The 20743-nt window shown below is 38.6% G+C and carries 21 protein-coding genes and 1 pseudogene; 19 read left to right on the top strand and 3 right to left on the bottom strand.

Annotation, left to right across the window (positions count from 1 at the left end):
• Window positions 1-29: 29 nt before the first annotated feature.
• A complete protein-coding gene (locus tag L1999_RS16965) occupies window positions 30-782 on the bottom strand; it encodes an Ltp family lipoprotein (protein WP_235739625.1) in 753 nt (250 codons plus the stop codon).
• A 221-nt stretch (window positions 783-1003) separates the two neighbouring features.
• Here L1999_RS16965 and L1999_RS16960 point away from each other — a divergent pair.
• The 11 genes and pseudogenes from L1999_RS16960 to fsa form a co-directional block, all read left to right on the top strand.
• A pseudogene (locus L1999_RS16960) lies at window positions 1004-1450 on the top strand (aminotransferase class I/II-fold pyridoxal phosphate-dependent enzyme); the annotation flags it as partial.
• A gap of 230 nt (window positions 1451-1680) precedes the next feature.
• Window positions 1681-2976 carry an MFS transporter gene (locus tag L1999_RS16955; RefSeq protein ID WP_235739624.1) on the top strand — a complete coding sequence of 432 codons (1296 nt, stop codon included), beginning with the start codon at window positions 1681-1683 and terminating at the stop codon, window positions 2974-2976.
• A gap of 473 nt (window positions 2977-3449) precedes the next feature.
• Complete coding sequence (locus L1999_RS16950) at window positions 3450-3845, top strand: VOC family protein (protein WP_235739623.1); 396 nt, start codon at window positions 3450-3452, stop codon at window positions 3843-3845.
• 324 nt (window positions 3846-4169) lie between these two features.
• Window positions 4170-4973, top strand: a complete 804-nt coding sequence (locus L1999_RS16945) for a hypothetical protein (RefSeq protein WP_235739622.1) — start codon at window positions 4170-4172, stop codon at window positions 4971-4973.
• On the top strand, window positions 4963-5520 hold the full coding sequence (locus L1999_RS16940) for a class I SAM-dependent methyltransferase (protein WP_235739621.1): 558 nt from the start codon (window positions 4963-4965) through the stop codon (window positions 5518-5520). Before L1999_RS16945 ends, L1999_RS16940 begins: the two co-directional genes overlap by 11 nt.
• A gap of 231 nt (window positions 5521-5751) precedes the next feature.
• The gene (locus tag L1999_RS16935) at window positions 5752-5886 is read left to right on the top strand and encodes a BA3454 family stress response protein (protein ID WP_215042086.1); all 135 of its coding nucleotides are present in this window, start codon (window positions 5752-5754) and stop codon (window positions 5884-5886) included.
• Window positions 5887-5934: 48 nt separating this feature from the next.
• Window positions 5935-6606: a ribose-5-phosphate isomerase RpiA gene (rpiA, locus tag L1999_RS16930; RefSeq protein WP_235739620.1), complete on the top strand. Its 672-nt coding sequence runs from the start codon at window positions 5935-5937 to the stop codon at window positions 6604-6606.
• Window positions 6607-6683: 77 nt separating this feature from the next.
• A complete protein-coding gene (zwf, locus tag L1999_RS16925) occupies window positions 6684-8201 on the top strand; it encodes a glucose-6-phosphate dehydrogenase (RefSeq protein ID WP_235739619.1) in 1518 nt (505 codons plus the stop codon).
• Window positions 8202-8223: 22 nt separating this feature from the next.
• Window positions 8224-10218, top strand: a complete 1995-nt coding sequence (gene tkt / locus L1999_RS16920) for a transketolase (protein ID WP_235739618.1) — start codon at window positions 8224-8226, stop codon at window positions 10216-10218.
• A gap of 18 nt (window positions 10219-10236) precedes the next feature.
• Window positions 10237-11136, top strand: a complete 900-nt coding sequence (gene gnd, locus L1999_RS16915) for a phosphogluconate dehydrogenase (NAD(+)-dependent, decarboxylating) (RefSeq protein WP_235739617.1) — start codon at window positions 10237-10239, stop codon at window positions 11134-11136.
• Between the two features lie 31 nt (window positions 11137-11167).
• A complete protein-coding gene (gene fsa, locus L1999_RS16910; RefSeq protein WP_235739616.1) occupies window positions 11168-11830 on the top strand; it encodes a fructose-6-phosphate aldolase in 663 nt (220 codons plus the stop codon).
• A gap of 135 nt (window positions 11831-11965) precedes the next feature.
• Here fsa and L1999_RS16905 read toward each other — a convergent pair whose 3' ends face one another.
• Window positions 11966-12286: a winged helix-turn-helix transcriptional regulator gene (locus L1999_RS16905; RefSeq protein ID WP_215042283.1), complete on the bottom strand. Its 321-nt coding sequence runs from the start codon at window positions 12284-12286 to the stop codon at window positions 11966-11968.
• Window positions 12287-12564: 278 nt separating this feature from the next.
• Window positions 12565-13059, bottom strand: coding sequence for a hypothetical protein (locus tag L1999_RS16900; RefSeq protein ID WP_235739615.1), 495 nt, complete (start codon window positions 13057-13059; stop codon window positions 12565-12567).
• Between the two features lie 136 nt (window positions 13060-13195).
• Between L1999_RS16900 and L1999_RS16895 the strand changes: the two genes are divergently transcribed.
• From L1999_RS16895 to L1999_RS16860, 8 genes are all read left to right on the top strand, one after another.
• Window positions 13196-14299, top strand: a complete 1104-nt coding sequence (locus L1999_RS16895) for an NAD(P)H-dependent flavin oxidoreductase (protein ID WP_345790903.1) — start codon at window positions 13196-13198, stop codon at window positions 14297-14299.
• A gap of 192 nt (window positions 14300-14491) precedes the next feature.
• Window positions 14492-15133 carry a VC0807 family protein gene (locus L1999_RS16890; RefSeq protein ID WP_235739613.1) on the top strand — a complete coding sequence of 214 codons (642 nt, stop codon included), beginning with the start codon at window positions 14492-14494 and terminating at the stop codon, window positions 15131-15133.
• A 36-nt stretch (window positions 15134-15169) separates the two neighbouring features.
• On the top strand, window positions 15170-15772 hold the full coding sequence (locus tag L1999_RS16885; protein ID WP_235739612.1) for a TetR/AcrR family transcriptional regulator: 603 nt from the start codon (window positions 15170-15172) through the stop codon (window positions 15770-15772).
• Between the two features lie 72 nt (window positions 15773-15844).
• Window positions 15845-16354 carry a GNAT family N-acetyltransferase gene (locus tag L1999_RS16880; protein WP_235739611.1) on the top strand — a complete coding sequence of 170 codons (510 nt, stop codon included), beginning with the start codon at window positions 15845-15847 and terminating at the stop codon, window positions 16352-16354.
• 1 nt (window position 16355) lies between these two features.
• Complete coding sequence (locus tag L1999_RS16875; protein WP_235739610.1) at window positions 16356-17009, top strand: DUF2306 domain-containing protein; 654 nt, start codon at window positions 16356-16358, stop codon at window positions 17007-17009.
• A gap of 119 nt (window positions 17010-17128) precedes the next feature.
• Window positions 17129-18028, top strand: a complete 900-nt coding sequence (gene purU, locus L1999_RS16870; RefSeq protein WP_235739609.1) for a formyltetrahydrofolate deformylase — start codon at window positions 17129-17131, stop codon at window positions 18026-18028.
• 204 nt (window positions 18029-18232) lie between these two features.
• Window positions 18233-18976, top strand: a complete 744-nt coding sequence (locus L1999_RS16865; RefSeq protein WP_235739608.1) for a hypothetical protein — start codon at window positions 18233-18235, stop codon at window positions 18974-18976.
• Window positions 18977-19147: 171 nt separating this feature from the next.
• The gene (locus tag L1999_RS16860) at window positions 19148-20584 is read left to right on the top strand and encodes a MocR-like pyridoxine biosynthesis transcription factor PdxR (RefSeq protein ID WP_235739607.1); all 1437 of its coding nucleotides are present in this window, start codon (window positions 19148-19150) and stop codon (window positions 20582-20584) included.
• Window positions 20585-20743: the final 159 nt, after the last annotated feature.

The raw sequence follows: 20743 nt of genomic DNA, 5'->3' as shown, positions 1-20743 counted from the left end.
TACATAGGCAATATAATCTTTTGCATTATTTATAGTCCCGCTTGCGTAGCAGCATACTCTGCATCCGCTTGACTGTGACCTTCAAAAGTTAATTGTTGGATCAAACCACTTCTTGAAAATGAGGTATAGTCAAGATAATCCTTAGCTGCTTTGACAGCCTGCTCTCTCCAATCAACTTCAATGTTTTCAACAGCGAATTTAGCATCTGCGGCAGAATATCCTTCATATTCTAGTTGCTTAATCAATCCAGTTTTTGAGAAAGCTGTATAATCAAGATAGTCTTGAGCTGCGCGGATTGCATTATTTTGTGAAGCAGATGCTTGTTCAAGGGCTTCCGCTTTCTTTGCTTCGGCATCTGCCGCTGCTTTAGCTGCCGCTTCTTCTTGAGCTTTCTTCTTTGCTTCGGCATCTGCCTTAGCTTTAGCTTCTGCTTCGGCTTTAGCTCTAGCTGCTTTTTCATCAGCAACACGTTTTTCTTCAGCCGCTTTTGCTTCAGCTTCAACTTTCTTCCGGTCTTCTTCTTTCATCTGAAACCATGGAGTCGCTTCATCCACTTTTGCTTGCAGGCCTTTCTTATCTGATTCCAGATCACTAACATCTGATTTCAAACTGGCTACGGTTTCTGTTTTAGTAGTTACTTGCTTTTGTAAAGACTTCACTTTCGCATTAACTTGGTCTAAATCACTCTGCGAAGGACCACCAGCTGAACCAATCCATAAAGCTATGACTGCCGTTAATATATACTTCCATCTTTTCTTTATAAATCTTCCTACACTTTTCACTTTCTTTTCCCCCTATTTATATCTTTGTATATTACAACTTAATTATATGACGAGAATTGGTAGATTCATAGATAAAAAAGACCAGGCATTAAGCTTGATTCTAAAATGGTAACTCCTCATCATCATTAAAACTAAATGGTTGAGCCGGAGTCGGAACGTTAGCAAAACCAACTGGTGCCCGTGCATCTAATTTCCTCACTAAGAAAGAAGGGATGTCCTTTGAAGATACAAAGCCGAAGCACTTAATTGAAATGGGAGCGACACTGCCAGATAATGCTTCTTACGAGCCACTTCTACTCCAACTAAAAAGTATGCTGCAAGAGACAGATTATGAAAAATGGTTTGGTTATGGCCGAGCAGGCGAAAGCCTATGGCAAAAGGATGCAGCTATAAAGCTAATCCGAAGAGGAGGGTTTGAAGCCACCGTTGATAACATTTTATTAGCTAATGGGGGTCAAAATGCAATTGCTCCTACATTGGCAAGCCTTTGTAAGCCTGGGGATCGCATTGGTGTAGACCACCATACGTACCCTGGTTTAAAAACGTTTGCAACAATGCTTAGTGTGAAAATCGTACCAATAAAATCAGAAAACAATGAAATGAGTCCAAAGGCCTTTGAATATGCTTGTAAAAATGAGAATATTAAAGGTCTTTACTTGATTCCAGAAAGTTGGTAATAGTTGTCCAGAAAGGGCTGTAAGGATTTCTGTCTGTACACCAAAAACTCTCAAAGAGCTTGAGCAGGGATTGGTGATCCTTAAACGTTTGCTAAACGATCTCAACTATTATTGTTTGCCATACAATTATAACATTGTATGGATTTTAAAGGCATGTTATGATGATTCAAATCTAGTTGGAGGATGTTAAGATATAGTTTTCTAGAGAGGTAGGTTAGAAGATGGTACAAAATGATCGTGTAAAAACGTTAAACGTGCAATCAGCTTCGTTACAAAACTACAGTCACTCATCAGAAAAACAAAAAGCCTTATACAAGCGTACATTAGTCGTTGTAAGTATTTCACAAATTTTTGGCGGAGCAGGGTTAGCAGCAGGAGTGACGGTGGGGGCACTTTTAGCGCAGCAAATGCTTGGGACGGATGCGTATGCTGGACTTCCTTCTGCCTTACTTACTTTAGGGTCAGCAGGAGCAGCTTTATTTGTTGGGCGACTATCTCAACGATACGGACGTCGTGGAGGTCTGACAGCTGGATTTATGACCGGTGGACTTGGAGCAATCGGTGTCATACTTGCAGCAATGATGAATAGTGTTTTCTTGTTATTTTCTTCCCTGCTAGTATATGGTGCAGGTTCTGCAACAAATTTACAGGCTCGGTATGCAGGTACGGACTTAGCGAATGGTAAACAGCGGGCGACTGCGATTAGTATGACAATGGTATTTACAACCTTTGGTGCAGTTGCCGGTCCAAATTTAGTGAATGTGATGGGGAATTTCGCTCTTTCGATTGGTGTTCCATCACTTGCTGGTCCTTTCATACTAGGAGCGGCAGCCTATATCTTAGCAGGTGTTGTCCTTTTCATCATGCTTCGTCCAGATCCGTTAGTTATCGCTAGAACGATAGAAGCGACCAATCAAGAACGAAGTGAAAAAGGACTATTGTCCACAACTGAACATACAGAAAACAAAAGAGGCATAATCGTGGGTGCAGCGATTATGGTTCTTACTCAAATTGTCATGGTAGCTATAATGACGATGACGCCAGTTCATATGATGCATCATGGACATGGGTTGGGTGCAGTTGGTCTAGTGATTGGATTTCATATAGGTGCCATGTATCTCCCTTCACTTGTTACAGGTGTTCTTGTTGATAAGTTGGGGCGTACTGTGATGGCTATTGTTTCTGGAACTACGTTGCTTCTGGCAGGTTTAATCGCTGCATTTGCACCAGGAGATTCGATGGTCCTTATGATAATTGCTCTTTCTTTACTCGGATTAGGTTGGAATTTTGGTTTGATAAGTGGGACAGCACTTATTGTTGATTCAACTAAAACCTCCACACGGGCTAAAACACAAGGTACAGTGGATGTATTGATTGCGTTGTCAGGAGCTGCTGGTGGAGCCTTGTCTGGATTGATTGTGGCAGGTTCTAGTTATTCTACATTATCACTTGTTGGAGGGATTTTGTCCTTATTACTCATTCCAGTGGTGAAATGGTCTCAAGGTGGTAAAAAATAATACATTATTTAAATAGCTTAATCGATTTTAAATAGACTGATAACCTGAGGACCTGTAGAGGTAGAGACTCAGGTTATTTACTTTCGTTGTTTAATTATTCAAGATTCCTAACTAAATTAATTTTATAACCATCTATAGCTAATTTATTATCCGGTAATACTGATTGCGTATAGATAGTGTAATGAAGATCCTTGATGAGTATAAAATAGAACGGAAATAAGAAAAGGGAGATTTTAACTTAAGAAGAGATTGGTATATTAAATTAGGATAATAATGGAATGACGGACTGTTCGTATCCAAAAAGGATATAAATTTATAGGATTGATTGGGTAGGAAAAGAGATAAAACTTTATTTTTTGTAATAATTGGAAGAATCGCCATAATTTGTTGTATAATAGCGAAGATATAGACAATAGTTTAGCTTGGCAAAAATCAAACGCTTGACTAAAGTAAAGTTATTTTAGGAGGAAATAATGGGAAGATTAGTTCATTTTGAAATTCATGTAAGTGATATGGATCGTGCTAAGAAGTTTTATGGAGAGGTATTCGGATGGTCATTTCAAGATTGGAGTGAATATGCAGGGATGCCTTATTTTGGAGCAGTAACGGGAAATGAAGATGAGCCTGGAATTAATGGTGCTTTAATGCAGCGCCAAAGTGCTCCTCCAGAAACAAATCAGGGGTTAAATGCATTTGCATGTACAATGGGTGTAGAAGATTACGATTCTACGGAAACGAAAATTTTAAACAATGGAGGGAAGGTTGCAATGGCGAAGTACGCCCTTCCTGGTATGGCATGGCAAGGCTATTATATTGATCCAGAAGGAAATATATTCGGAATTCATCAGCCTGATGCAAACGCTAAATAGCAACTTTGATTTAAATTTAATGAAAATTGATGGCTTGCATGTTAAAGTGCAAGCTATTTTTTTGGAAAAAATTAATTCCTTTTATTGGTATGTAAACCATCTTATTAACTCATCGTTAGTTACCATAATTTAATTATGTGAACTGATTCCCTGTTCAACCTCGAATTACTTTACAGGTCATGGGTCTCTACTCTTAGTCTATTTGAGCCATTCACTTTAATCACTAACTCCGATAAGATAAATAGTATGAAAACGATTAGAATCAACTAAAAATTTAAACCCGATTGAGTCAATTTTTTAACTCGTGAGAGAAAGGAGAGCATTGTGAACACAGACCAAGCTTTTGACTTTTTAAAAGCCGCCGGAGTTTCAGATGAAGAGTGTGTCGACACGGTAAGACGTTGGCTGCGAGAGCGGAAAATTGATTACCAGGCAAAGGGTGCTTTTCATCAAACGGACTATATACTTGATGATACCAATCAGGCTATTAACCTGCTAAATGATGCGGGTGTAGCGGCTAGCATGGGAATTCAAGTCGTTCAACGCTGGCTGTATGAGGGGAAGATTCAAAAAGTAGGAAACGGGAATCAACTGACTGAATACATAGCAAGCGTAAAAAATCCTAAGGCTTTACTAACCTCTCCTACAGACCAGGATAAATTAATCAGGGAATTAAAGGCCAAAGTGAAAGTACAGGATGACCATATAAAAGAGTTAGAGGAACTCCATAAAACGTCTGTCAAGACTTTCATCCAGCAAAGAAACAAATTACAAAAAGAGATCCTCAACTTAGAGCTTGAAAAAAATGAATTACAAAAGGAAACTAGAAAAGTACTAAAAGAAAATATTGAATTACGTAGTGAATTGTTATATGTAAAAGATAAACTTTCTAAACAAGGAAAAAGAGTTCCTGAAAGGGCCCAGGTGTTCACAACCGATCAAACACTAGATTATCGCCAAAAGTTAGGGTTATCAAAAACGGCAAGTGAAAAGGAAATATTAACAAGATATAAAAAGTTATTAAAAATGACCCACCCGGATCATGGGGGAAATGCAGTAGTTTTTCATTATGTCAAAACAGACTATGATCATTATAAGAATAATAAAGGTGTAAGCAATGAACAGTAAATTAAAATGGAATACCAAATATAAGGAACGGATCGAGCAATTCGAGGAACCTGCACCCAATTCAAGATTAATAACGCTAGGAGATTATTTTAGAGGGGGAAACGCGCTGGATCTTGCCTGCGGGCTTGGGGGAAATAGTTTGTTTTTTGCCCAAAGGGGCTATCAAGTACAGGCCATCGATATTTCGGATGTTGCTATCACTTATATACAGGAATTAGCAGCAAAAAAGAACCTCTCAATTGACGCCAAGTTGGCCGATCTCACGGCGCTGGACCATTTCAGTTGGGAAAACGATAGCTTTGATGTGATTGTTATCACCAATTATTTAGATCGGATGCTTTTTCCTACTATAAAAAGAATCCTTAAAGAGAATGGTTATCTTTTCATGGATACTTATTATCAGTCACCAAAAGCAGGTATCAAGGATATCTCTACTCATTATAAACTGAAGCCTAAAGAGTTGTTAAAAGAGTTTGCTGATTGGCAGATCCTTTATTATGAAGAAAACGAACACGTTGGACGACAAACTATTTTTTGCAGGAAATAACAATTGGAACCGAGTGGGAAAAGGCGCTATCCAAAGTAGAAGGATAGTGCCTTTTTTTACGATCAAAGGTAAGTAAAAAATTTGATTTATTTTTATTATCGAATATCTTTGATTCGAGCTATATTTCTTGACCTCAAAAATGTCTGGGAGTATGATGGTTACGTTAATTAGTATAGGTTACTAATTGTTACCAAGTATAGAATAATACTGAACGTTAAAGGAGTGATCGAGATGGTGGAAGTTACTTTGATGATCCATTACAGAGGTAAAAATTATTTAACGAATGTAATGGTGGAGAAGGGCACACCAGAAAAACAAATACTGCAGATTGCTAGGAAACAAATTAAGAAACAATGGGTAAAGTAAAAAGGTATATGGTATCCCAAATCCTTTCCGAAAGGAGCAAAAACTTGTTTGAATGAGAAACAAAAAGTCGGAGAAAAAGCTGCCGAGTACGTTAGAGATGGAATGGTTATTGGGCTAGGGACAGGTTCTACGGTATTTTATACTCTCGCAAAACTGGGTCAATTAGTACAACAAGGACTTTCAATAAAAGGAATCCCTACTTCTTTACAAACCGAAAAATTGGCAAAGGAGTTAGGAATACCTTTGGTAACTTTTAATGAAATAGACCAAATTGATCTGGCCATTGATGGTGCTGATGAAGTTAACCCAGATTTAAACCTCATTAAAGGAGGCGGGGGTGCCCTATTAAGAGAAAAAATCATTGCAAAAGCGGCTGATACGTTTATTGTCGTCGCCGATTCGCACAAAATGGTCGATACATTAGGATCCTTTCCACTTCCAGTAGAGGTGATTCCATTTGGGATGGAAATGACACGAAAATATTTAGAAGAGCTTGGCGGATCACCTAAACTACGGCAAAAAAATGGATCAGCTTATCAAACAGATAATGGTCATTATATTTTTGACTGCAGCTTCAAAACGATTACCCATCCGCGAGATTTAGAAATAGATCTGAATCTCATTCCTGGTGTTGTCGAAAATGGATTATTTGTTGGTATGGCTGACTACGTCATTACCTTGAATTTACATAAGGAAATTGACATTAATTCGCGAAAATAAATCGGGTATGGATGAGGGAATATAATTAAGTAATACGATCAATAGATATAATTTTTCAATTATGAGGAGAAACAAGCATGGAATCAATGACGTTTGTATTATTTGGAGCTACAGGGGATTTAGCAAAGAGAAAAATATACCCCGCTCTTTATAATTTATATATAGATGGTAAGCTGCCACAACCCATTTCAATTATTGGACTTGGCAGAGGGAATTTAACTCAGTTTGATTTTCAAGAAAAGGTAAAGGAATCAGTGATCGAGTTTTCACGCCGCTTAGAGCATGATGCCAGTCAATTGGGAGAATTTCTTGAGGCGTTTCGATTCAGTACGTTGGATGTAGGTAAATCAGCGGATTATCAGAAATTGCTTAAGCTGGTTAAGGAACGAGAAGAAGATTTGCAATTAGCAGAAAATCGCATGTTTTATCTATCGGTAGCGCCAGAATTTTTTGATACCATTGCCCTTAATATTAATAGCATCGGGCTAGGCGCAACGAAAGGCTGGAAACGATTAATCATCGAGAAACCCTTTGGACATGACCTTCAATCGGCACGGGAACTTAATGAAAAATTGAGCAGTGCCTTTGATGAAGAAGAGATTTATCGAATTGACCATTATCTAGGAAAACCAATGGTGCAAAACCTCGAAGCGCTTGAGTTTGCAAACCCAGTTCTCCAATCTATTTGGAATAAAGATCATATTGCCAATGTACAAATTACTGCGAGTGAGATGGTTGGTGTCGAACAAAGAGCAGGTTATTACGATCAAGCAGGAGCCATTCGCGACATGGTACAAAATCATATGCTGCAAATGCTAATGATGACCGCCATGAACTTGCCTTACAAGATTAACGCTGCCGAAATTCGAAATGAAAAACGGAAGGTAATGGAAGCTGTTCGTCCGGTAAGTAAAGAAGAGGCTCAACACGAAATAGTTCGAGGACAATACGCTTCTGGAGAGATGGATGGTAAATCAGTTGCGGGTTATCGTGAGGAACCAGGAGTAAATCCTTCTTCACAGACCGATACATTTGTGGCCGCACGTTTATGGATTGATAATCCATATTGGAGTGGAGTGCCGTTCTATATACGGACAGGAAAGCGAATGAAGGAAAAATCCACTCGGATCGTTATTGAATTTAAAAATACGTTAAAACTTCTCTATAGCCAAAATGATCAAAAAGTAGAGCCTAATTTATTAATTATTGAAATCAGCCCTAATGAAAATGTTACCTTACAGTTGAACAGTAAAAACCATTTGAATAACGGGAAAATGGAACCAGTTAGAATTAATTTTTCTTGTGAAGATTCAGAACGCAATGGTTCAGGTGTGCCGGAGGCGTATGAAAGATTGATCTATGATGCCTTTATTGGTGATTCTACCTTTTTTGCTCATTGGAAAGAGGTTGAATTATCGTGGGAATGGGTACAGCCAATCTTGAATGCATTTGCGGAAAATCAATTGCCTCTTCATGAATATCTGTCCGGTTCGTATGGCCCTGATGCCGCTGACACCTTGTTAGCTGAAGATGGCTTTAAATGGTGGCTGGATGAAACGATTCAAGAAGACAAAGAGGCCGTACTTCAGAAATAAAATAGTCTAGGAGGAAATTGACGTGGCACAAAACATCGAGAATTTAGCAGTAACAACGATTCGAACTTTATCGATCGACGCGGTCAACGCGGCAAACTCTGGTCATCCCGGTCTCCCGATGGGGGCAGCACCGATGGCTTATGCATTATGGGCAAACCATTTGAATCACAATCCGGAAAATCCTAACTGGTTTAACCGTGATCGCTTCGTTTTATCTGCAGGACATGGTTCAAGCTTATTATACAGCTTGCTTCATGTATTCGGCTATCAAGTCTCGATGGATGATCTGAAAGGCTTCCGAAAATTAAATAGCAAAACCCCGGGTCATCCCGAATTCGGCCATACCCCTGGAGTAGAGGCGACAACTGGTCCATTAGGACAAGGAATTGCTAATTCAGTTGGGATGGCGATGGCAGAAGCACATTTAGCTGCTAAGTTTAATAAAGAAGGATTTCCTGTGATTGACCACTATACCTATGCTTTAGTTGGTGATGGCGATCTTATGGAAGGTGTTTCTTACGAAGCGATGTCAATGGCAGGACATATGAAACTAGGGAAGCTAGTCGTATTATATGATTCGAACGATATCTCCCTTGATGGTGAATTAAATGTTTCCTTCTCTGAAGATGTCAAGAAAAGAGCAGAATCTGCCCATTGGCACTATCTAAGAGTGGAAGATGGCAACGATATTGAAGCGATTACAAAAGCGATCCAATCGGCAAAAGAAATTACGGAACAGCCAAGTTTGATAGAAATCAGAACGATCATTGGTTACGGAAGTCCGAAGGTAGCAGGTACCAATAAAGCCCATGGTGCACCGCTTGGAGTTGATGAAGGAAAAGTAACCAAACAAGCCTATAACTGGCTTTATGAAGAAGATTTCTATGTTCCAGATGAAGTAAGAGCTCATTTTGAACAATTAAAAGGTAAGGGAATCGAGACAGAACAAAGCTGGAACCAATTATTTGAATCTTATCAAAAAGAAAATCCAGAATTAGCAGAACAGTTAGCGAATGCGATTTCCGGAAAAGTTCTCATCGAGGCCAATGATATTTTAACGTTTGATAGTAGCAAAGCGGTATCAACTCGTGTTGCCAGCGGGGATGCCATAAACCATTTTGTCAAATCAGTGCCAGCCATTTTTGGAGGCAGCGCAGACCTTTCTCACTCCACTATGACGGAGATAAAAGGGGAGCAAATATTTGCTGTCGAATCGTACGCGGCCCGCAATGTTTATTTTGGTGTTCGTGAGCATGCGATGGGTGCAGCGGCGAACGGGATGGCTTATCACGGCGGGTTAAAGCCGTTCGTTAGCACTTTCTTTGTTTTCAATGATTATTTGCGTCCTTCTATCCGCTTGGCTGCTTTATCCAAGCTTCCAGTTACGTATGTGTTTACTCATGATTCCATCGCAGTTGGGGAAGATGGTCCAACACACGAGCCAGTAGAACAGTTGGCTGCTCTTCGTGCTATCCCAGGTCTAACGGTTATCAGACCAACAGACGCCAATGAAACAGCTAGTGCTTGGGCCTATGCACTTCAACAAACAGAAGGACCAGTCGCTTTAATCCTAAGCCGCCAAAACTTACCCGTATTTAGTGAAACGAAAGCGAATTTAGATGAAGTTTCTAAGGGTGCCTATGTATTAACAGAAACCAATTCGAATCCAAATGTGATCTTAATGGCAACAGGTTCTGAAGTCTCATTGGCTGTCAATGCAAAGAACGAACTAGAAAAGGAAGATATTTCTGTTCGGGTCGTCGCAATGCCAAGCTGGGAATTGTTTAATAAGCAATCGACTGAATATAAAGAGAAAGTTCTTCCGTCTTCTGTCACCAAAAGGGTGGCGATCGAAATGGGTATCCGATTAGGATGGGAACGCTATGTTGGTTTTGCAGGAGAAGTGCTATCGATTGAGTCATTTGGTGCTTCCGGAGAAGGTACATCCGTAATGAAACATTTTGGATTTACGACCGAAAATGTCGTTCACATCGCGAAAAATGTTTTAAATAAGTAAAAAATGGGGTAATGGATCATGAAATTAGGATTAGTCGGATTAGGAAAAATGGGTTTCAACCTAGGACAAAATTTATTGGAACACAATCATGAAGTGGTTGCATTCGATGTCAATTCGAGTACTGTCGAAGAAATGAAAAAATTCGGAGCGGCAGGCGTATCAAGCTTAAAAGAACTAGTTCAATCCCTTGAGCAGCCAAGAATTGTTTGGATTATGGTTCCACATAGCGTTGTGGATTCCGTGATTGGAGAAATTCATCCGTTTTTAAACGAAGGGGATATCGTCATTGAAGCAGGTAATTCTCATTATAAAGAATCGATTCAACGTTATAATGAATTGAAGGAACTCGGGGTTCATTATATGGATGCTGGTACATCTGGCGGTATGGAAGGTGCACGCCATGGTGCATGCTATATGGTTGGCGGAGATCCGGAGGCATGGGAAATCGTTGAACCTATTTTTAAAGATACAGCTGTTGAAAATGGTTATTTATACGCTGGCAAAGCCGGCAGCGGCCACTTTTTAAAGATGGTCCATAATGGAATTGAGTATGCCATGATGGCTGCGATTGGTGAAGGGTTTGAAGTTCTTGAGAAAAGTGATTTTAATTATGACTATGAAAAAGTAGCCAGAGTTTGGAATAACGGTTCTGTAATCCGTTCTTGGCTAATGGAATTAACTGAAAATGCCTTTTCAAAATATCCGAATTTGGAAGAAATTAAAGGGATTATGCATTCCTCAGGTGAAGGAAAATGGACAGTTGAAACTGCCCTTGATCTTCAAACCGCTACACCTGTTATCGCCTTGTCGTTAATGATGCGTTATCGTTCTTTAGAGAATGATACTTTTACAGGAAAAGTTGTTGCTGCATTAAGGAATGAATTTGGTGGACATGCTGTCGAAAAAGCGAGACAATAGAATAGATTAAATAATAGGAGGAACAAACATCATGAAATTTTTTATTGACACTGCTAATTTAGAGGATATCAAAAAGGCTTATAAAATCGGGGTTTTATCTGGTGTTACGACTAATCCTTCCTTGGTTGCAAAAGAAGGAGTAAAATTTGAAGACCGTATTGCAGAAATTTTAAATGCGGTTCCTGAAGTTGAGTCTGTTTCTGCAGAAGTAACTCCAAACGCTTTAACAGCGGATCAAATGATCGCTGAAGCCAACGAGTTAATCAAAATTAATAACGGGGATAAAAATATCACCATTAAACTTCCGATGACTTTAGATGGATTAGAGGCATGCCGTTACCTAACAAAGAAAGGTGTAAAAACTAACGTTACCCTTATTTTTACAGTGAACCAAGCTTTATTAGCAGCTCGTGCTGGGGCAACTTATGTTTCTCCATTCTTGGGCCGGTTAGACGATATTAGTGAAGATGGTGTACAACTTGTTGCTAAGATTGCTGAGTTGTTCCGTGTACAAAAATTAGATTCACAAATCATTGCGGCATCTGTCCGTCATCCAGACCATGTCACTCGTGTAGCACTTGCTGGTGCACATATTGCTACCATTCCTTTTAAAGTAATTGAGCAATTATCTAAACACCCATTAACGGATCAAGGAATTGAAAAGTTTGCTGCCGATTGGAAAAGTGCCCTTTAATAGGTAGAATCAGCAGACGTGATTTCATTGTCTTAAACGCATATCTAAATAAAAACGAAACGACCATCCTTATCGTGTCATAATAAGGATGGTCGTTTGTTCTAATAATTATTAACGCTTAAAAATCAAGTAGTGTTATTTATCCTTCATCCAGCTATTTGCCCACTGACTAATAGGTCCTAGTATTTTTCCTAGTTCGGTTCCTTTTTTTGTTAATAAGTATTCCGTTCTTACCGGACGGTCAGGCAAAACATGGCGCAGGACGATTCCATGCTCTTCTAACTCCTTCATTCTCTCGGTCAGGACACGTTTACTTAAGTCTGGAATAAGGGCATTTATTTCGCTAAAACGCTTAGGGCCGCTAAGCAATACAAATATAATTAATCCTGTCCATCTTTTTCCTATTAGCCCAAAAGATCTTTCAACCTCTGGACAAAGTTTTGCCTCCTCTTCCATCAAATCACATACTTTCTTATTTATAATTTAGATATTATTTGTCTCTAATATACTTATTGTAACCATATATTAATTTCTTAAAAAGCTAAATTAGTAAATTTTATATAGAAAAAACCTCAAATTTATGAATTTGTAACTAATTCGTCAAAATTGTAAGGAAACGATGAGGAAAAGGGAAAGGAAATATCCGAATTGAGTCGAACATGAATAGAAAAATAGGGAAAAGCAGTTCTTCAATTGAAGCTTTTCCCAATAGTATTTAAGTATTTAATAGGAACTCAAGCTGTAATTCTTTTTTGACTAGGAAATGTGATATCTTCAGATTGAATCGTTAATAATCGCTCTAATAATTCCAGCGTTCCTTTTGTCTCTTTTATTTCGATTGTAGAAATCACGTTTGCCTGTTTCAAATGATTGATCCTAGTGGTTACTAATTGATTAAATTGCGTTGATTTTGTTAATATATATTCAATTAATTCGATTGCTGCTAGCCTTTCCCTTTCGTTCTTTAAGGCGAAGATATTTTGATTGTCAGTCTCAAAGATAAAGATAGATTGTTGATCCTCTGACATTCTAATACCAAATACCTCATTTTTAGTTCCATAATATTCATTATTTCTTATCCGCAGCATATCGATGCTAATTATCACTTCATAGAAGGGGAAATTCTTATCAGGATATCGAAAATTGGTAAGTTCAATGTTTGAACTTTGATCGATAAATATTTCTTTTTCTAATTCTGTTTGAATCACTTTAGAATCTATTAAGTTCACAATAATTACCTCTTTTCTAATATTTTTTTATAACAAAAAGGAACAAGGGAACAAAAAGTAACCTATTAATACTAGTATTATATCGCTGCAGGACAAATAAATCAAATAGACTGTTTTCAAAAGATTTATTATTACAATATATAGACAAAGGGGAAGGAAGAAGGAAATGCGTCTTAACACGAAACTATGCGAAATACTTGGAATTGATTATCCTATTATTCAAGCAGGCATGGCTGGGGGGCCTACGACAGTTGAGCTTGTTGCTAGTGTCTCAAACGCTGGCGGATTAGGGACTTTGGGAGCAGCCTATATGAAACCAGAAGAAATAAGAGCTGCTATCCGGAGGATTAAGGAGCAAACCTCTAAGCCGTTTGCTGTAAACTTGTTTTGTACAGACTGGCAAGACCAATATGCTGGAGTAGAAGAGTCTCAAAAAGTACTAAATGCCATGCGTGTAAAATTAGATTTAAAGGAATTGGAAAAAAGAGTCATAACGAATAACTTCTTTGAAGACCAATTTGATGTTCTAGTGACAGAAAAAGTACCCGTCATTTCTACGGCTTTTGGGATCCTTCCTCGTGAGAAAATGGCTGCAGTCAAGAACATCGGAATGCTGGTAACGACCATGGTGACGACTGTTCGGGAGGCGCTCTTGGCAGAAAAAGAGGGAGCGGATATTCTAATTGCCCAAGGTAGTGATGCGGGTGGCCATCGGGGAACATTTGAGATTGAACAAAACACGAATGGTGCCGTTATCGGAACCTTCTCGCTTGTTCCACAGGTAGTGGACGCCGTATCTTTGCCAGTGGTGGCTGCTGGAGGAATTATGGATAGCCGCGGTCTAGTTGCTGCATTAGCGTTAGGGGCACAAGGGATTCAAATGGGAACGGCCTTCTTAACGACGCTCGAATCGGGAGCACATCCTGTATATAAACAGGCGCTGATCAATAGTACGGAAGAAAGCACGGAGATTACGAAAGTTTTTTCAGGCCGTCCGGCAAGAGGGATTAAGAATGCTTTTATTCAGGATTATCAGAATGCTAATATTGCTCCAGCTGACTTTCCAACTCAAAATACATTGACGAATGACATTCGAAGGGAAGCCGCTATCCAAAATAATTCGCAATATATGTCATTATGGGCGGGGCAGGGGACAAGATTATTACAAAATGGGATTTCAGCCGAGCAACTGATCAGAGATTTGGTTGCTGGTGCAGAACGAATGCTCGAAGTAAAGTAAACCTCATAGTCTGAGGTTTTTTTTACAAGAAGTAATCATTAGAAGGTGACTGGTATGTTCAGTCACCTTCCCAATGAGGATTCATTTTTATGGAATCTTTAAAAAATAGTTTAAAAATCCATTGACAAACCGACCAGCGGTTTGTAAAATTTAAATTGTAAAATATGGAATTTCAAAAGGGGAGTTTGGATCATGAATATTTCGTCCAAAAGGAAATTAATCCAAATGATCGCGGTTAGCCTGATCATCAATGGAGCCATACCAGTCATTGTTTATCAAATGCTTTCAGACCACTATTCAAGCTTTGTCTCTTTACTAATTGCGACATTGATTCCACTGGGGGATAATCTATACCATATCGTGAAATATAAAAAAGCGGATGCCTTTGGCCTATTTATGCTAATCGGCTTTATCTTAAGTTTACTTGCCTTTATATTAGGTGGAAACGAGCGGCTTATTTTATTAAGAGAATCATTGGTCACTGGTTTATTAGGTCTCATTTTTATTGCATCCTTGTTCTTTTCCAAACCATTAATTTATCACTTTGCCCTTAAATTTACTTCAGAAGAAGCTTCTCATCAAAAAGGGAAATTTGAGAAGAACTGGGAAGTCCCCTATTTTCGCACAGTACTGCGAATCATGACAGCTATTTGGGGAATTGCTTTATTAGGCGAGGCCATTGTTAAGACAATTCTTGTCTATGAACTTTCTATTACCGCTTTTTTAGCCATCTCACAACTTATTTTTTATAGTGTCATTGGTGCAGCTATTTTATTTACAGTTGTATATCGCCGTTATGCTAAAGTACGGTTAGATAAGTTGACACACATCTAACCAAAATACTCCTAGAATAGTAAAGAAGGTAGTTATATGTCGAATTCAACGTTTTACAACAATCAAAGCTTTCAACACATCTTGGCGATCACCGAAGAAATCATTCTTGAAAAGGGCTGCCGAAGTACGACCTTAAAGGATATTATTGAAAAATCTGGATTATCAAAAGGGGCCATTTATCACTATGTCGAGAGTAAGGATGAATTATTTGGTCTTATCTTAAAATCCAAGATTGAAGAAATGAATGAAACTTTTCATCAGGGCATTGCTCAATCCATTAAGCAACAACCATCATCAGACTTCGGAAGCTTTAATATGGTTAGTCAGTTTTTTCAATCGCGAAAAAATGCCCATGATACTGGCAACTTAATTTTTATCTATTTATTAAGTCAAGATAATGAGAAGGTCAAAAAAATACTTCAGGATATTTTTAACTATACGAAAGAAACGGGAACCAGATGGATCAAAATGGGACAGGAGAATGGCGTGATTCCTGTGAGTATTGATGCAGAAAAAATGTCTACCTTGATGATGACCTTTTCTTATGGTATTCGGGTCACCCAAATTTTATCTTCAGATGAAAAGGATCTAGTGGACATGAGTGATATCTTTCAAGTAATCAGTAAAAGCCTTACGTAATCCCCTAAGAGGGGGATTTATAACTCCTCGCAAACCGACGGTCGGTTTGTGAAAGCGTTGGAGGAATCTATTATGGAAATTCAAGAAATTGGGTGCAACAAGTTAAAGACTGTCCTTCAATTTTATAGGGAGATTTCCTCTGATTTAAGGCAAAAGGGAATTGATCAGTGGGACCGATATTACCCCAATCGTTTTATTGTTAAATCGGACTTAAAAGAAGGAAATCTCTATGGCATTTTGGAAGACAATATATTAGTCGGCGCGGTTGTGGTCGATACGAACCAAAGCAAAAAGTATCGTAACCTTTACTGGGAAGATAGGGAGGGAAACCCTTTGGTTATCCACCGTTTAGCCGTTCATCCTTTATACCAAGGCAAGGGATATGGAAAGAAACTTCTTCAATTTGCTGAAGAATTTGCCCGTTTAAATGAAAATACCAGTATCCGTCTTGACGTCTTTAGTGTAAATGTTGGAGCAGTGAAAATGTACGAACGGTCAGGATATCAAGAGCGAGGAACGATCCACTTTCCATTCCGGTCAGCACCGTATAAATGTTATGAAAAAATAATGGGGGGATATTAACATGAAAAATCGAAGGTTTACAATAGGAGCCATGTATGGTGTCATTGGTTTGTTTATAATTTATATTTTTTGGATGTTTCTCTTTAATGGGGTTGAGCATTCTCCAATGGTCAAAGGGAAGATGGAAGACCAAAATTTCTCGGTGTCGACTTGGAAATGGTTTTTCTATCCTCATATCTTATTAGGGACCATCTCGCTGGCAATTGGCCCGTTTCAATTAACGAAGTTAAGTCAGAAAATAAGACATCTTCATAAACTGCTTGGTAAAGTATATGCAGTGGCTATTTTTATCAATATTCTAATGGTTCCTTATCTCACGCTATCTGCAACTGGGGGTAAGGGGTCAACGATTGCTTTTCTAATTCTTGACCTTTTTTGGCTGTGGACGACATCAATGGGTGTGCTAAAAGCTGCCCAACGAAAAATACCGGCCCATAAGGAATGGATTCTCCGTAGTTATGCGATAACCTGGGTTTTTGTTACCTTTCGAGTAGTGATGATTCCCCTTTTGATCTTTCTAGAGAGATCGCTGGCCTTTCCGCTGGCAGTCTATTTAGGGATTGGGATAAATCTTTTATTTATTGAGTGGCGTAATCGAAAAAACAAACGAGTTAGAAAGGATGGGGACATTAAGTCCATCCATCCCATTGTTTGATCATTTTAAAAGGAGGAACCAGCTAAATTGTTATTTTAGTAAAGAATTTTCAATTAATTATTAACTATTAAGTTTTTTTTAGGTATAATGTATCAAACAATGATAGAGAGGTTTACGACATGAATGCATTTATTAAAAATCAAATTGAATTATTTCAAGAGCAGAATAAGAACCGTGGAAGGCTATTAGTAAGCTGCCCAGACCAACCAGGGATTGTTTCGGCGGTTTCAAAGTTTTTATTTTCCCATAACGCCAATATTATCGAATCTAGTCAGTATTCTACCAATCCAGAAGGGGGCACCTTTTTTATCCGAATTGAGTTTGAGTGCCCAGGGCTAAAGGAAAAAGCTCAGGAAATGGAAGAACAGTTCGTTGATATTGCTGAACATTTCTCAATGGAATGGAAATTTACGCATGCTTACAATATTAAAAAGGCAGCTATTTTTGTATCGAAGGAACTTCATTGCTTACTTGAATTATTATGGGAATGGCAAAGTGGAGATTTAATGGCTGATATTGCCCTCGTCATAAGTAACCATGAAAATGCAAGAGAGGTTGTCGAAGGATTTAATATCCCGTTTCATTATATTCCAGCGAATAAGGATATTCGTCAGCAAGCAGAGGAAGAACAGCTTAAGCTTTTAAAAGAATATGGGATTGATTTCGTTGTTCTGGCTCGCTATATGCAGATCTTAACGCCTAATTTTATTAAGGAAAATCCCCATAAAATTATTAATATTCACCATTCGTTTTTACCGGCATTTGTGGGTGCTAGACCGTACGAAAGGGCATTTGACCGCGGGGTAAAATTAATCGGTGCGACTTCCCATTATGTAACGAATGACCTTGATGAAGGACCGATTATCGAACAGGATATTAGCCGTGTCGGACATCATGATAATGTGGATAGTCTTAAGAAGATTGGCCGGAGAATTGAACGAAGTGTATTAGCTCGAGCCGTAAAATGGCATGTCGAGGACCGAATTATCGTTCATCAAAATAAGACGATTGTTTTCTAATAACAAAATTAAAAGTTGTTTGATCCCAGCCATTTATACCATTAATCATTATTTCTCTTTTATAGGAAAAACAACTAAAAGGCTTCAAGTGATGTATCACATTTTGCCTATTAATTTAACAATTTGTTCATAATTTGGTAATAATTCATGGGCATCCTACCATCTGTAAAACTTTAAACCATTTTTTTAGGAGGAAGTTATAAGATGAGAAAGATGCCGATGAATTATTTTTTTGCTATTCCTTTAATGATTGGACTTTTGGGGCCAATCCAGGTTTTTGCAGATACACAGCCAAGTGATCAAAATCAATCCGAACAGGTCCAAGGTCATGGTCATGGCCACTTCAGACCTAATCCGGAGTTTATTAAAAAGCAGGCTGAATCACTTGGAATAAAAACTGATGGAAAAGATACAGAGACCATCGCAAAAGAAGTAAGGGAAGTTATAATTAAAAAGAGGGCTGAGGAACTTGGAATCAGTACAAAAGGGAAAGAGATTGATTCACTAGCGAAAGAGGTATTTGAAACTAGCATTAAAAATGAGGCAAAAAGGTTGGGGATTTCAACAGAGGGAAAAGACCTTCGTGAGGTAGCCCGAGAAATTCATGAAACCCAAATAAAAAAAGAAGCGAAAGAGCTGGGAATTTCGACGGAGGGAAAGGACCTCCGTAATGTAGCCCGAGAAGTTCGTGAAACTCAAATAAAAAAACAAGCAAAAGAATTAGGCATTTCAACGGCCAATAAGGATTTTCATCAAATAGCCCATGAAGTTCGCGATAAAAAGATCTTTCAAGCAGCTGAGAAGCTAGGAATAGACACAAAAAATAAATCAGCGGACGAGCTTTTCACTGAAATTATGACAAACCATGCAGATCAGGCAAAGGAGTTAGATCTTTTTCCACATAAGGATCGAATGATGCGCTTCTTTAAAGGTCCAAAATCGGAATAAAGCCAAAAGAGCAGGTTCAAACCTTTTTGAACCTGTTTTTTTTTACTAAGTATTCGACAACACAAAGGTCAGGAGCAAAGCTTTTTTATTGTATAGGTAACTTAATCCATAATAAGATGGATACTATAGAATAACAGAAAGACAAATTAATTTTTTCAAAGGATCTGACAAATGGATTGGACACCTGATCGAAAATCAAAAACACCCATTTATAAACAACTTGCTGTCTCCATTGAGAATGGAATTGCGGATGGAACTTTTCCAGCTGATAAACCTTTGCCTTCGGAAAGAGGATTGGCTAAAGAGCTTGGAATAAACAGGAGCACAGTTATTGCAGCCTATGACGAGTTGGAATCAAATGGGCTGATTAATCGAAGTAGGGGAAGCGGAACTACTATCAGTAAAGATATCTGGGGAATTACCAAGAAACGGATTCCAAGTTGGAACAGATATATTGAGGCCGGTTCGTTTTTGCCTAACCTGCCTGTAACACAAAGAATACATAAAGAAATGGCTGAGCACAAACTCATCAATTTGGCCAGCGGTGAATTGTCGCAGGATTTATTTCCAATGAAGGCTCTTAGCGATATAACATCTAATCGTTCTTTTATTGGTTCACTTGGATATGACCATCCACAGGGGAATGCCATACTCCGGGAAACATTATCTAATCATGTTAAACAGTTTCGTGGAATCGAAACGGACCCAGCTTCGATTTTAGTTACATCAGGGGCACAGCAAGCCTTGCATCTCGTCATTCAATGCTTGTTAAAACCTGGGGATGCTGTCGCCATTGAAGATCCTTCCTACCATTATAATCTGCCGGTATTTAAATCAGCAGGAGTCAAAACATATTTCTTAAAAGTGGATAAGGACGGGATAGACCCTGAGGAAATCACCGCTTTATACAAAAAACATCGAATTAAAATGATTTTTTTGAGTCCCATTTTTCAAAATCCCACTGGTACTTTATTGGACTTTGACAAGCGGAAAAGGGTGCTTGAACTATCATCTGAGTATGGGATTCCAATCGTAGAAGATGATCCGTACAGTTTAACCTCTTATAGCGGTGAACAGATGAAGACTCTTAAATCATTGGATCGTAATGGCAATGTATTATATATTAGTTCCTTAACAAAAATTGTGGCTTCGGGATTAAGGATTGGCTGGATTATCGGACCAAGAGCCGTCATCGAGAGATTATCTGATGCGAAGCAGCAAGTAGATTTTGGACACGCCAGTTACAGCCAATGGGTTGCTAATGACTTTTTAGATTCAAGGGATTTTACAGCTCATATCAAGACTCTGGTTAAAAAGTTAGAAAGCAGGAGAGATCAAATAGTGGTCAGTCTGCAGTCCTTTTTAAAAGGAGAAGTTGATTTTACGATTCCTAATGGCGGTATTCATATATGGTGCAAGATAAAAAAAGAACTGAATGAAACTCAATTGCTAGAAGAGTCGATTAAGCGAGGAGTTATTTTTGTGCCAGGTTCGACAATGGGATCTGGAAAAGGATTTGTCCGTTTTACTTATTCTAGAGAAAATGAAGAGAATATTCATAAAGGAATCAAAAGGTTTGCTGACGCACTAAATGAAATTTCAAAATAGGAAAGGTAGGTGTCCCAAAAGTAAAATTTTTAGGGGCACCTTCTTTTTTTATACATTAAACTAGTCTGTTGATTTCCACTCCAGGCACTTCGCTTTCCGCCGGCGGTACGGGGAGCCTCCTCGTCGCTTCGCTCCTGCGGGGTCTCCCCTGCCCCGTAC

Source organism: Neobacillus drentensis, assembly GCF_021560175.1.
GTDB classification, from domain to species: Bacteria; Bacillota; Bacilli; order Bacillales; family Cytobacillaceae; genus Neobacillus; species Neobacillus drentensis_A.
This window is presented reverse-complemented; position numbering and strand designations above follow the sequence as displayed.

Coding starts and splice junctions, on each gene's coding strand:
- L1999_RS16955 (WP_235739624.1), top strand. CDS start 1,681: ATGGTACAAAATGATCGTGTAAAAACGTTAAACGTGCAATCAGCTTCG.
- L1999_RS16950 (WP_235739623.1), top strand. CDS start 3,450: ATGGGAAGATTAGTTCATTTTGAAATTCATGTAAGTGATATGGATCGT.
- L1999_RS16940 (WP_235739621.1), top strand. CDS start 4,963: ATGAACAGTAAATTAAAATGGAATACCAAATATAAGGAACGGATCGAG.
- L1999_RS16935 (WP_215042086.1), top strand. CDS start 5,752: ATGGTGGAAGTTACTTTGATGATCCATTACAGAGGTAAAAATTATTTA.
- zwf (WP_235739619.1), top strand. CDS start 6,684: ATGGAATCAATGACGTTTGTATTATTTGGAGCTACAGGGGATTTAGCA.
- gnd (WP_235739617.1), top strand. CDS start 10,237: ATGAAATTAGGATTAGTCGGATTAGGAAAAATGGGTTTCAACCTAGGA.
- fsa (WP_235739616.1), top strand. CDS start 11,168: ATGAAATTTTTTATTGACACTGCTAATTTAGAGGATATCAAAAAGGCT.
- L1999_RS16905 (WP_215042283.1), bottom strand. CDS start 12,286: ATGGAAGAGGAGGCAAAACTTTGTCCAGAGGTTGAAAGATCTTTTGGG.
- L1999_RS16890 (WP_235739613.1), top strand. CDS start 14,492: ATGAATATTTCGTCCAAAAGGAAATTAATCCAAATGATCGCGGTTAGC.
- L1999_RS16885 (WP_235739612.1), top strand. CDS start 15,170: ATGTCGAATTCAACGTTTTACAACAATCAAAGCTTTCAACACATCTTG.
- L1999_RS16880 (WP_235739611.1), top strand. CDS start 15,845: ATGGAAATTCAAGAAATTGGGTGCAACAAGTTAAAGACTGTCCTTCAA.
- L1999_RS16875 (WP_235739610.1), top strand. CDS start 16,356: ATGAAAAATCGAAGGTTTACAATAGGAGCCATGTATGGTGTCATTGGT.
- purU (WP_235739609.1), top strand. CDS start 17,129: ATGAATGCATTTATTAAAAATCAAATTGAATTATTTCAAGAGCAGAAT.
- L1999_RS16865 (WP_235739608.1), top strand. CDS start 18,233: ATGAGAAAGATGCCGATGAATTATTTTTTTGCTATTCCTTTAATGATT.
- L1999_RS16860 (WP_235739607.1), top strand. CDS start 19,148: ATGGATTGGACACCTGATCGAAAATCAAAAACACCCATTTATAAACAA.